Below are 11,632 nucleotides of genomic sequence, written 5' to 3'. Positions count from 1 at the left end.
GTCCTGTACGGCGAGATGCTCGGTGATCGCGCGGGCGGTCGGCTGGGGGTTCGCCTGCGGGGTCGGCGGGGCATCCGCAGCGGAGGTGACGAAGGACTCTCCCGCCTCGACCCAGGAGCGCAGCCAGGCCGCCTCGTCCGCTCGCTTGTCGTCGGCTCCTCTGTTGTCGGCCCCCGTGTTGTCGACTCTGTTGTCGTCAGACACGGTCAGCACCATCGCATCGATGTCATCGGGGAGGCGCTGCACCGACACGGAGGCGTCGGCGAGCAATGCGGCCACGGGCCTCGTCAGGGTCGGTTTGCCGTGGACGACGACCGTCCGGATCGCCTCTCTCAGGTCCGTCCGTTCGCTGAGCACCCGGGCATGAGCGGGAACGAAGGTCGCAACACCCGCCGTGGGCTGCGCCAGCGGGCTCGAGGGTTCGGCGAGCACCGGCAGATGATGATCGGCGGCGAGTGCTCGCAGCGAGTCGGCGGGGTGCCCGCCTGCGTCTCCGGCGACGATGACAGTTCCCTCGGTGACAGTCACCTCGACTGAGGGTGACTCAGTTCGCGCGGCTGCCGTCGTCCCAGCCACATCAGCACCGGTCGCATCAGCCCCGGCAGCGTCTGTCCCGGTCACATCAGTCCCGGCCGCTACAGCCTCGGTGGAAGCGGCACCACCCGCATTCGGCCTGGACTCATCCCAGCCCGTCTCAGCCCATCCTGCCCCTTCCCACCCCGCGATCTCATCGGTCCACGCCCGCAGTTCGTCGGGCGTCGGGACCAGCGGGGTGTCGAACTGGACGTTGACCTGGACGGGTCCGGCCGCCTCGGTGCCGATCCCGCCGACCGGACCCATCGCAGTGCGCACCGCCCCGGTCACCACCCGGTCGACGATGTCCGCGTCCTCGCCGGCGGGGACGTCAATACGGTCGCGGACGTCGCTGAGCACCTGCGACTGGTCATCGATGGTCTGGTTGGCGCCGGTCGCCCGGAGCCGGGCGGGACGGTCGGCAGTCAGGGCGATGAGCGGCAGGTGCCCGTACGCGGCCTCGAGGACAGCGGGATGAAGGTTGGCCACCGCCGACCCCGACGTCGTCACGACCGCGACGGCAGAACCGACTCCGCCGGTCTGCGCACCCCTCACCCGCAGACCCCGCGCAAGACCGAGCGCGAGGAACCCCGCGTCGCGCTCATCGAGGCGGACGTGCGTGCGGATCACCCCCGCCTCGGCGAGAGGGGCGAGCGCATAGACGAGCGGTGCCGACCGGGACCCGGGAGCGAGGACGACCTCCCTGACTCCGGCTGCGACCAGACTGCGGGCGATCTGCTGCGCCATTGCGCTCGAATTCGACATCACCCGATATTCAACCACTTACCCACCTGCGGTTCACGTTGACCCTCTAGGCTCGCTCCATGCGCCGATCGATCCTCTTAGCGGTTGGAGCACGCGCCGTCCGATCGCTCACGGCCGCCCGCTCGTACCGCGGCCGCTTCCCCATCCGCGACCAGAACAGTGCCTTCCTCGGCCCCGAACCCCGGGGCAAGGACGCCCGCCGATGGCACATCCGCGACAAGCGCAAACTCTCACCGAGGCTGCGCGAATTCTTCCTCTACTCCCCCGCCCTCGGCCGCACTGTCGGAGTCCGCGTCCTCCTGCCCGGCATCCCCGCCGAGGTCAGCCCCGTCATCCACCTCTTCCACGGCGGCGGCGACGACTTCCGCTCATGGACGGACTTCGGTGCCGCAGAGGAGCTCACCGCCGACACCCCGTACCTCGTCGTCATGCCCGACGGCGGCGCCGGCACCTATTCGCGGGTCGCCGTCGGCAGCGAAGTCCACGACTGGCCGACGTTCCACACCACCGAGATCCCCGAGTTCCTCGCCAAGACCTATTCGATCGACACCGACCGGGAGTCCCAGCTGCTCGCCGGCCTGTCGATGGGCGGCTACGGGGCGATGAAGTACGCCGCCTGGCACCCCGATCGCTACGGTGCGGCCGCGGCGTTCTCCTCCCCGCTCGACCCGCTCACCGCGGTGCCGGCCTTCGACATCATCGCGATGCGCGAGGGCGCCCGGTCGATGTCGGTCTTCGGCGATCGCGACGCCGACCGCAGCGAATGGATCGCGAACTCGCCCTACGGACTGGCCGAGAACCTCCGCGACATCGACCTGTGGTTCAGCGCCGGATCGGGCAGTCTCGAGGAGACGAAGGACCGGGACCTCCTCGAGACGCTCGTCAACCAGCAGGGCGAGCGCTTCTCCGCCCGCCTCAACGCTCTGGGCATCCGGCATTCGTGGTTCCCCCGCAGCACCGGCCTGCACAACTGGACGAGCTGGCAGCGCGAACTCGGAGCATGGCTGACAACACTCGACCGGCACCGGAACTACGAGAGCTCGCAGACCTCCCGCCGCCGTGGGACCGAGAGCTCGCGCGTCGCCGACGGCGGCGAGTTCTCCTACCTCACCGGCCATGCCCTCTTCGACATCCACGGCTGGCGGGTCGAGATCTCTCGACGCCGCGCACAGATCGTGCGCTTCGGCTCGGTGTCGGCCGCCGGCTTCTCCCTCACCGGGACCGGCAGCTTCCGTGTGCGCACCCCCGACCTCTTCCAACCGGGACGCAAATACGACATCACGGTCACCGGCCCGACCGGGATCAACGAGTATCCGCAGCGGGCGGACAAGAAGGGACGGCTGACGTTCACCGGTCGCCTCGCCGCGGCGATGCACGACCCGATCATCCCCGGCAAGCGCACTCAGCACTTCGCCACCCACGGACAGGAGGAGATCACGACGGTCCGGATCGCCTCGGCGCAGGAACCGGAGCCGGAGGTGACCAGCGCAGACACCGCCCACCCTGACTCGGCCGGCCCCCAGGACCGGATCGCAGATGTGTCCGACCCGCCGACGGTTGTGCCTGATCCGGCACAACCGCGCGGGTCTGCGCGCTGAGGCCTCGACTACGATTGAACTCAGCCGCACCACCCAGCGGTTTCACAGGCACCACCCCTCCAGCCGACCGTGCTGGCCGAACTTTGACTCGAAAGGTCGACCAATGAAACGCGCACTGCCCGTCATCGCACTCGCCGCCGGACTCGCCCTCACCGGCTGCACCAGCGGCGGTTCGTCCGACTCCGCCGACTCCGGCTCCGGCTCGCAGCCGGCCGCTGAGGAGACCCAGCAGTCCACCCAGCTCGACGAGGCTGCTCTGAAGAACATCATCGACACCACCCAGTTCGACGGCAAGACGTTCAAGACGGTCGACACCAGCGCGATCTCGAGCGGAGAAGCCGCGAAGGCCCTCGAACAGGCCCAGTTCGAGCCCGCCGAGTGCAAGGACCTCGCGATGGCCGGACTCAACGCCGCGCAGGCGACGAACGGCACGACCGTTGCAGGTATTGCGTCCGACAACTCGATGTCAATCGGCCTCTCGAGCTTCCCTGACGAAGCAGCAGCTACCGAACAGCTCTCGACCTCAAGTGCAATCACCGAGAAGTGCAACGACGTGACCATGAATACGCAGGGCATGGAGATGCAGATGACGACAGAGGCATTTGACGCTTCTGTCCCCGGTGCCGATGAATCCACGGGCGTCCGAATCGCGTACAGCTTCGGTGACCAAGAGATGTCGTCGAACGACGCCGTTTACGCGAGGGTTGGCAACACTGTTGCTTCGGCCGCAAATCTGTCCCCCAACGGTGACGAGCAGGACGCCGTCAAGGTGGCCGAGGAAGCCGTCAAGGCCGTCCAGGCCGCCGGCTGACCTCTCCTGCTCGGGCCCCACAGATACTCCAGTCGCTGTGGGGCTCGGCGCTCAATCCTTCAGAAGCGTCGCTGAGGGGTCATTCATCCGAAACAAGGTTGGTGCTGTCCTGCGCCGGCAGCTCTGATCGCTTTGCGGCCCGCGGATCCTCCTGGAATCTCTGCATCAGATCGATGATCTGGCCGGGTGCCACGACAGAGTTGCCTTCCTTCGACTTCGGCAGGCGCAATGCAATCAAGCGAGACGGTTCGGGCAACGTATCCTCCGCCAGAATCAGATTATGGATGCTGCCGAGATACTCGTGGACTCGCTCGTCCTCAAACCAGGTGAAGCCAACATAGTCCTCTGACACCGCAAGCGGGTCAAAGCCCCAGTGGGCATATCGCCTGGCTCTTTCGTCGTCGAAGCGCGTGTCGGCCTTGAACCTTCGGACACGACTGCGGCGATATGCAACCAGGAAAACCACCAATGCGACGAAAAACATCGTCGGCAGGGTGAACAGGATGACGAAGAGAATGACATCCGCAATCGTGCCTTCACCCCATCCATTGTTCGAGCTCACCTCGGTGAACGCGTATACAGATATCCACACCGATATGAATGCAATGAGCAGTGCCAGGAGCGCGGCGACGAGAAGAGGGATCTGCCTCAACTGCCCAGCTCTCGACTTGAATCGTTTCACTTCTTCCGGAGGGACAGCCTGGCGCGCCCTTTCGACTTCCATGGACCACGCGGAAACCCACATCTCTTGCCTGACCTGAAAGACGTGCAGCAACCGTTCGGCGTCGGCCTTCCATTGAAAGTAAGCGCGACCATCGGCCGTCTGGCGCCACATAGACAGCTGATAGTGTCTCTCAGCCTCCGCCCGCTGACGCTCGAGTTCGAGCTGCTCAGCCTGCATCGCCACCTGTCGGGACGAGTTCACCGCCGCGGCGACGTTTGCCACAGTATTGATCTTGTTGACGCGGTTGATCTCTGCCAGCTGTTCGGCGCTCTCCTCCGACAACCGCTCGACGTTCTTCATAGCCTTGAAGTACTCGTTGGACATTTGCGCAATTCTTCCTTTCAAAGTCGAAATGTTTCATCACTCCACATTCGAGGAGAAGAGCTCGCGGTCAATTGAATTCTCATGCAACTGCCGACAATCAACTCGTCGGTCAGCTATCCCCACGAGGACTATCTTGACAGAGACCCGTCGCGCCTAGATATACATCTTTAAGCGTCACATCGAGCAATGTATTCCTCAAGTTCTTTATCATCATCATCACGTCTGAAATCCTCAACCGGCGCATAATCTCGCTCATCAAGCCCGACAAGCATCTTGAAGCCTTCGGAATGGTCACCCTCGCTGAAGTCAGGCGCTATCGGATCACCCTTGACCGACGGACATACAGTTGCGTTGTAGACCTTAGTTCTCATACTCCATGCATAGTCGCCGGAAGTCGCCGCATAGGCAGGATCAACAGTGCTCAGCGAGATCCATCGTCCGATGACGATCAGTGTCTCCCGATCCCTGTCGTCCTTTACCCAGTAGGCGGTCCGGGTGAACAATGTGACAGTCACTCCCATACCATCGGCAACTGGTTCGATATCTGCGTTCCACCCGTATGCAAACCGGGAGTCGTCCCCGATAACGAACGCTTTGTCGATCGGCTGCACGAATGCCAATGGCCAAGCGAATGTTTTGCTTTCGTCCTTTTTGTCCAGTTCCATCTGATCAGTCATGTAACCGCTCAGTTTCCCGGGGGCCTCAGACACGAGCTCTTCTGCCTGGCCTTCAAATTCTTCTTTGGAACCCGCCTGCTGAGCGGCGAGTTGCACGTTCATCAGATCCTTGACGTCACTACTCACCAACGACACCAGATCTCCGCTGAATGGCCCGATATTCTCAGCAAACGGCTCAATCGTCGCCTCGTTGAGAAGTGGCCAGGATTCAACGGACTTCACGACAGACTGCGGCACCAGCTCATCCTTTTGCGAAGGTGACTGCATCTGTTCTGGAGGGGCACTTGGTTCAGCGCAAGCTGAGAGGGTCAACGAGAGAGCGGCAACAGCGCAGAGAAGTGCTCTATGCATTCAAGAATCCTAAGTACAGTCGGGATGACCTGCGACGACGATCGCATTCATTACTTCTTTAGTCTTCCGGACCGCCGATTCAGAGTCACACCACTGAAAACTGATGTAATGAAATTGTTACAATTAGCTACTCCGTCGCCCTTCAAATCAAACATTCATCCCACCGCAATGAAAGTGCTTCCACGTCGGCACAGTCATTCCACGGCTGTCATATTCACCAGCTGATCGACGTGCCGTTTCAACGCGGAGGCCATTCGCCAGTGCCCAGGGTCAGTGACTCTGCCAGTGCCTGAGTGCTAGTCAATGACCGCACGCAGGACGTCCCAGCACTCCTGAGCTCGGGCCGCCCACCACGCCGATCGCCCCGGATCCGCAGCCAACGCCTCAAGGCGCTGCGGATCCGGGGCGATTCGCGTCACCGGGATCCGCCCGTCGACGGGTACCAGCCCGCCTGCGACGACATCGGTGGCGAAGAGGCGCGCTGTCCCCAGCCCGCAGGCGGGATGCTCACCGAGGATGCTCCTGCTCGTCTGCGTGCGCGGCAGCCGGGCGGCGAGTTCGGCCCCGGCGGCCAATCCGACCGAGGATTCGAGCGCCGACGACACGACGGCCGGCAGCCCCGACCGTTCGACGATCTCCGCAGCCGCGGCGACCCCGCCGAGCGGTTGGACCTTGACGATGACGATCTCGGCCGCCCCGAGTGCCGCGACCCGCAGCGGGTCCTCGGCTTTGCGGATCGACTCGTCGGCCGCCAACCGCACCGGCAGTCCCCGGTCGGCGAGCCGCTCCCGCAACCGGGCGAGGTCCTCGACCCCGGGGACGGGCTGTTCGAAGTACTGAAGATCGAACTCCGCGAACGCCTCGCTCGCCTCGACCGCCTCGGCGAGGGAGTACTTCGCATTCGCATCGAGCCGAAGCACCACCTCGGGGAAGAGACGTCGCAGCTCGCGCAGCCGTGCGAGATCCTCCGGCAGTGAGGCGAGACCGTGCTCGGCGACCTTCGCCTTGACCGTGCTCACGGTCCCATAGCGGGCGAGGATCGCCTCGACCTCATCGACACCGGCCGCCGGCAGGGTGGCATTGACCTCGACGAACGCAGGCTCATCGGCAGGGCTATCGGGAACATCGCCGCGAGCACCGTGAATCGGTTCCCGCCCCGGCACCGGGAGTCCGGCGAACTCGAGGGCCGCCTGCAACCAGCGGGAGGATTCGCGAGCGTCGTATTCGACGAACGGGGAGAACTCCGCCCAACCCGCAGGGCCTTCGAAGAGAAGGATCTCGCGCTCGGTGATGCCCCGGAAGCGCGTGACCATCGGCAGCCGCAGGACATGGACCCGGGGCACGAGGTCGGCGAAGGAGACGGGGAGATCACGGGCGGAGACGACCATGGGCACACCCTACCCGGACGGCAGCTCCGAGCGGTGCCCGCCGCCGCGTTAGGCTTGAGGTCATGACCGTCTCTGACATCTTCGATCCCACCCGGTGGCGCGAGGTCTCCGGCTTCGACTTCACCGACATCACCTACCATCGGGCGATCGACGCGGACGGCACGGACATCGGGGCCGTCCGCATCGCCTTCGACCGGCCCGAGGTGCGCAACGCCTTCCGCCCCCACACCGTCGACGAGCTCTACCGGGCCCTCGACCACGCCCGCCAGACCCCCGACGTCGGTGCCGTCCTCCTCACCGGCAACGGCCCGAGTCAGAAGGACGGCGGCTGGGCGTTCTGCTCCGGTGGCGACCAGCGCATCCGCGGCCGCTCCGGCTACCAGTACGCCGAGGGCGAGACCCGCGAGACCGTCGACCCGGCCCGCGCCGGACGCCTTCACATCCTCGAGGTCCAGCGCCTCATCCGCACGATGCCCAAGGTCGTCATCGCCGTCGTCCCGGGCTGGGCCGCCGGCGGCGGGCACAGCCTCCACGTCGTGTGCGATATGACGATCGCCTCGCGCGAGCATGCGAAGTTCAAGCAGACCGACGCCGACGTCGGATCCTACGACGCCGGCTACGGCTCGGCCTACCTCGCGAAGATGGTCGGACAGAAGAAAGCCCGTGAGATCTTCTTCCTCGGCCGCACCTACACGGCCCAGGAGATGGCCGACATGGGCGCAGTCAACGAGGTCGTCGACCACGCCGACCTCGAGACCGCGGCGCTGGACATGGCCAACGAGATCCTCGGCAAATCCCCCAACGCGCAGCGGATGCTCAAGTTCGCCTTCAACCTCGTCGACGACGGCCTCATGGGCCAGCAGGTCTTCGCCGGGGAGGCCACGCGGCTCGGCTACATGACCGACGAAGCCGTCGAAGGCCGGGACGCGTTCCTCGAGAAGCGCGACCCCGACTGGTCGCCCTACCCGTGGTACTACTGAGCCGCTGCCGATGACCGCGCTCGACCTTCCGGACGCGATCGACCGTGCCCTCGCCGGGGAGTCGATCCTCAACCTCCCGCAGACCCGGTCCGGTGCCGTCACCGAGGTGGCCCCCGACCGCTGGGAGGACGCCGGCGACGCCCCCGCGCTCGTCCTCTTCACCTCGGGGTCGACGGGGGCGGCGAAGGCCGTCGCGCTCTCCGCTCACGCCCTGACCGCCTCGGCGCGGGCCACCGAACGATTCCTCTCCGGGCCCGGCCGCTGGCACCTCACCCTGCCGGTCAACCACATCGCTGGTTTCCAGGTCGAACTCCGCGCCCGACTGGCCGGGGAGGATCCCGTCCGCGCGGCTGCGGGCCCGTTCACGGCGCAGTCCTTCGCCGAGGAGGTCGCCGAGCTCGTCGCCCGCGGCGATGACCGTCCCCGCTACACCTCCCTCGTGCCCACCCAGCTGCACCGGGTCCTCGCCGACCCGGCGGCCACCTCGGCGGCGGCGACGTTCACGGCCATCCTCCTCGGCGGGTCGGCGATCTCGCCGGCCCTCCTCGACGCGGCGGCGGCCGCGAACCTGAGGATCGTGCGGACGTACGGGATGTCGGAGACCGCGGGCGGCTGCGTCTACGACGGCGTCGCCTTCGACGGGGTCACCGTGACGATCACCGAGGCCGGCACGATCGACCTCACGGGTCCGGTCGTTGCCGACGCCTACGTCGACGTCACTGCGGATGGGACCATCGTCCCCCGTGACTCCCCCGCCCTGACCGGCCCGGTGGGCACTCGGACGATCCACACGAGTGATCTCGGGCACCTCGCCGACGGTGTCCTCAGCGTCCTCGGCCGCGTCGACGACGTCATCGTCTCCGGTGGGGAGAACGTCTCCCCGCACGCGCTCGAGACGGCACTGCTGCCGGTGTGGCAGCCCCACGGTGTCGCCGAGGTGCTCGTCACCGCTGTTGCGGACGCAGAATGGGGACGGCGCATCGTCGCCCTCGTCCGCCTCGACGACAGCAACGCCGCTGGCAGGCAGCTGCGCGATCTGTCCGCGAGCGACCGCGGCCGGCAGCTGCGTGCGCTGGCACCGGCCGAGGCGGGGACGATGCTTCCCCGCGAGGTCATCGTCGTCGACGAGATCCCGGCCCGCTCGATCGGCAAACCCGACCGCCGGAAGGCCGCCGAGGTGGCGGAAAGCCTGCTTGCCCGACCCTCTGGTTGAGATTTCGCATCAAATGATCTCTCGGTAATATGAGACGGTTCACCGAATCGCAAGGAAGGCACTCGACCCCTATGGCAACTGCCGCGCAATGGATCTCCGGAGCGCGACTGCGGACGCTGCCGCTCGCTGTCGCCCCCGTGCTCATCGGCACCGGAGCGGCGATCGGCTCGGTCGGGGGCTTCACCTCCTTCATCATCGGCGATTACTCGGCGAACGGACCCGAGGTGTCGCTGTCCTCGATCCTCTTCAAGGGCCTCCTCGCCCTCATCGTCTCGCTCTGCCTGCAGATCGGGTCGAACTTCGCCAACGACTACTCCGATGGGATCCGCGGCACCGACGATGTGCGCGTCGGTCCTGTACGGCTGACCGCGACCGGACTGGCGGAGCCGGCAACGGTCAAGCGGGCCGCGTTCCTCTGCTTCGGCATCGCCGCGGTCGTCGGCATCGCCCTCGTGCTCATCTCCCAAGCGTGGTGGTTCCTCATCGTCGGCGCCGCCGCGGTGGCCGCCGCGTGGTTCTACACCGGCGGGAAGCGCCCGTACGGGTACATGGGCCTCGGCGAAGTGTTCGTCTTCATCTTCTTCGGGCTCGTCGCCACCCTCGGGACGATGTGGATGCAGGTGGGGACGCTCAGCCTGAGCGGATGGGCCGGTGCCGTGTCGATGGGGCTGCTCGCCTCGGCGGTGCTCATGGTCAACAACCTCCGAGACATCCCCACCGACACCGAGGCGGGCAAGATCACCCTGGCCGTGCGCCTCGGCGACCAGCGGGCGCGTGTCGCCTACGCCGTGCTCGTCCTCGCCCCGTTCGCGCTGCTGGCGCTCGCGATCCTCGACGGACATCCCGCTGCGGCACTGGCGATCCTCGCACTCGTGCCTGCGCTCTCACCGCTGAAGACGGTGCTGGGAGGAACGACGGGTGCCGGTCTCATTCCGACGATCAAGTCGACGGGTCTGACGGCCCTGTGCTTCGCCGCGCTCATGGCGCTCGGGTTGGCGCTGTAGATCGAGGTAAACTTCGGCCGGTGTCCCCGCGGGGACACCGGCCGACTGCGTTGTTGGAGGAGGATCAGCGCCGTTTCGTGTCGGGAGCCTCGGCATCGGACGGCTCTGCGGCACTCGTGGATTCTGAGGAATCCCCTGAATCAGTGGAAGCCTGGGAGCCACTGGAGGCCTCCGACGCGGCGGGACGCTGGGCCTTCTTAGAGCCCTGCGTCTCAGCCGTCGCCTCGGCGGTCTCAGCCGGGGAGTCAGCTGCGGGCTTCGTCGCCGAGTCGGGCTTCTTCGCCGAGTCCGGCTTCGTCGCCGGTCCGGCAGCCTCGGCGTCCTGGGCGGAGACAGCGTCCTGGGCGGAGACGTTCTCGTCGACGAGTGTGTCCTCGAACGACTCGTCCTGGCCCTTGCGCTTCTTGGTCTTGGCGCGCTTGGCCAGCCGGTTCTCGATGTCGCCTGCGACCTTCGCCCGCATTCCGCCGAGCACAAGGTAGCTGATGAGCGCGCCGATGAAGATCGCCGCGACGGCCATGACGAGCGTGAACCCGAGGAAGGGTTGGAGAACGAGCCCGACGGCGACGATGATTCCCAGCCGGGCGAGGGTGTAGATCCAGAAGCTGCGCATTGCACCTATTCTAGTCCGGTCTGCCTGCATGGATTCTCAGAACTCGGGCCGGCATCGGCGACACGGGCGAGACGCGACGAAAGGGCAACACCGCCTGTCGAAACCGGTCGCCCTCCGACTGAGCTGGTCTTCAGGTTAGTCGACTATCCTTGATCCATGGCTCGAGTACTCATTGCCGGGATAGTCCTAGCGGCAGCGATCACACTGTACGGACTCTTCGACTGTCTGCTGCGCGATCGGAGTCTCGTCCGAGTCCTGCCCAAGCCCGTCTGGGCGCTCATCATCCTCCTCATTCCGATCATCGGATTCGTCCTCTGGTACATCTTCGGCCGCGGTTCCGAGGCCAAGCCCGACCCGTCACCGAGGCGCAGCGGCCCGACCGCTCCCGACGACGACGAGGACTACCTCCGCCAGGTCGACCGTGAGGTCAAGCTCGGCAAGCATCGCCCCCGGGACGATGAGCCCACGGACGCCGAGACCCCTCCTCCGGGTGACACCCTCGATCCCGAGGACCGCCCCAATGACCAGGAATCCGGCGACGAGCACGGATCGGAAGGCACCAAGGGCGAGGGCCGCGGCCACTCGAACTGAGCATCGTCAGACCCACGACC

General features: G+C 65.9%; 11 protein-coding genes. 6 read left to right on the top strand and 5 right to left on the bottom strand.

Annotated features, from left to right (window positions below):
- Positions 1-1,338: thiamine pyrophosphate-binding protein (locus FFS20_RS08245; protein WP_249356740.1), on the bottom strand; the 1,338-nt coding region annotated here is incomplete at its 3' end.
- A gap of 59 nt (positions 1,339-1,397) precedes the next feature.
- Between FFS20_RS08245 and FFS20_RS08240 the strand changes: the two genes are divergently transcribed.
- Positions 1,398-2,936 (top strand): alpha/beta hydrolase family protein, encoded by a 1,539-nt coding sequence (locus FFS20_RS08240; RefSeq protein ID WP_137825376.1) that lies wholly within the window; start codon positions 1,398-1,400, stop codon positions 2,934-2,936.
- A gap of 103 nt (positions 2,937-3,039) precedes the next feature.
- Positions 3,040-3,747 carry a hypothetical protein gene (locus tag FFS20_RS08235; RefSeq protein ID WP_137825375.1) on the top strand — a complete coding sequence of 236 codons (708 nt, stop codon included), beginning with the start codon at positions 3,040-3,042 and terminating at the stop codon, positions 3,745-3,747.
- Between the two features lie 79 nt (positions 3,748-3,826).
- Here the strand turns inward: FFS20_RS08235 and FFS20_RS08230 are convergent, their stop codons facing one another.
- From FFS20_RS08230 to FFS20_RS08220, 3 genes are all read right to left on the bottom strand, one after another.
- Positions 3,827-4,795, bottom strand: a complete 969-nt coding sequence (locus tag FFS20_RS08230; RefSeq protein WP_137825374.1) for a hypothetical protein — start codon at positions 4,793-4,795, stop codon at positions 3,827-3,829.
- Between the two features lie 167 nt (positions 4,796-4,962).
- On the bottom strand, positions 4,963-5,709 hold the full coding sequence (locus FFS20_RS08225; protein ID WP_137825373.1) for a hypothetical protein: 747 nt from the start codon (positions 5,707-5,709) through the stop codon (positions 4,963-4,965).
- 410 nt (positions 5,710-6,119) lie between these two features.
- A complete protein-coding gene (locus tag FFS20_RS08220) occupies positions 6,120-7,211 on the bottom strand; it encodes an o-succinylbenzoate synthase (protein WP_137825372.1) in 1,092 nt (363 codons plus the stop codon).
- A 62-nt stretch (positions 7,212-7,273) separates the two neighbouring features.
- On the opposite strand from FFS20_RS08220, the gene FFS20_RS08215 reads away from it, so the two are divergent.
- The 3 genes from FFS20_RS08215 (at position 7,274) to FFS20_RS08205 (ending at position 10,408) form a co-directional block, all read left to right on the top strand.
- Entirely contained in the window at positions 7,274-8,191 is a 918-nt protein-coding gene (locus tag FFS20_RS08215; RefSeq protein ID WP_137825371.1) for a 1,4-dihydroxy-2-naphthoyl-CoA synthase, read from the top strand.
- A gap of 10 nt (positions 8,192-8,201) precedes the next feature.
- Positions 8,202-9,404: an AMP-binding protein gene (locus tag FFS20_RS08210; protein ID WP_137825370.1), complete on the top strand. Its 1,203-nt coding sequence runs from the start codon at positions 8,202-8,204 to the stop codon at positions 9,402-9,404.
- Positions 9,405-9,475: 71 nt separating this feature from the next.
- Positions 9,476-10,408 (top strand): 1,4-dihydroxy-2-naphthoate polyprenyltransferase, encoded by a 933-nt coding sequence (locus FFS20_RS08205; protein ID WP_137825369.1) that lies wholly within the window; start codon positions 9,476-9,478, stop codon positions 10,406-10,408.
- Between the two features lie 64 nt (positions 10,409-10,472).
- On the opposite strand, the gene FFS20_RS18305 is transcribed toward FFS20_RS08205, so the two are convergent.
- Entirely contained in the window at positions 10,473-11,021 is a 549-nt protein-coding gene (locus FFS20_RS18305) for a DUF4229 domain-containing protein (RefSeq protein WP_249356739.1), read from the bottom strand.
- A 156-nt stretch (positions 11,022-11,177) separates the two neighbouring features.
- Between FFS20_RS18305 and FFS20_RS08195 the strand changes: the two genes are divergently transcribed.
- Entirely contained in the window at positions 11,178-11,612 is a 435-nt protein-coding gene (locus FFS20_RS08195) for a PLDc N-terminal domain-containing protein (RefSeq protein ID WP_137825368.1), read from the top strand.
- Positions 11,613-11,632: the final 20 nt, after the last annotated feature.

It is taken from the genome of Brevibacterium sp. 2SA (genome assembly GCF_005502845.1).
In the GTDB taxonomy this organism is placed as follows: Bacteria; Actinomycetota; Actinomycetes; order Actinomycetales; family Brevibacteriaceae; genus Brevibacterium.
The sequence above is the reverse complement of the archived record's forward strand: the minus strand, read 5'-3'. Positions and strand labels throughout refer to the sequence as shown.

What these genes read in the sequence shown, in the direction of transcription:
- FFS20_RS08240 (WP_137825376.1), top strand. Translation starts at nt 1,398, where the DNA reads ATGCGCCGATCGATCCTCTTAGCGGTTGGAGCACGCGCCGTCCGATCG.
- FFS20_RS08235 (WP_137825375.1), top strand. Translation starts at nt 3,040, where the DNA reads ATGAAACGCGCACTGCCCGTCATCGCACTCGCCGCCGGACTCGCCCTC.
- FFS20_RS08230 (WP_137825374.1), bottom strand. Translation starts at nt 4,795, where the DNA reads ATGTCCAACGAGTACTTCAAGGCTATGAAGAACGTCGAGCGGTTGTCG.
- FFS20_RS08220 (WP_137825372.1), bottom strand. Translation starts at nt 7,211, where the DNA reads ATGGTCGTCTCCGCCCGTGATCTCCCCGTCTCCTTCGCCGACCTCGTG.
- FFS20_RS08215 (WP_137825371.1), top strand. Translation starts at nt 7,274, where the DNA reads ATGACCGTCTCTGACATCTTCGATCCCACCCGGTGGCGCGAGGTCTCC.
- FFS20_RS08210 (WP_137825370.1), top strand. Translation starts at nt 8,202, where the DNA reads ATGACCGCGCTCGACCTTCCGGACGCGATCGACCGTGCCCTCGCCGGG.
- FFS20_RS08205 (WP_137825369.1), top strand. Translation starts at nt 9,476, where the DNA reads ATGGCAACTGCCGCGCAATGGATCTCCGGAGCGCGACTGCGGACGCTG.
- FFS20_RS18305 (WP_249356739.1), bottom strand. Translation starts at nt 11,021, where the DNA reads ATGCGCAGCTTCTGGATCTACACCCTCGCCCGGCTGGGAATCATCGTC.
- FFS20_RS08195 (WP_137825368.1), top strand. Translation starts at nt 11,178, where the DNA reads ATGGCTCGAGTACTCATTGCCGGGATAGTCCTAGCGGCAGCGATCACA.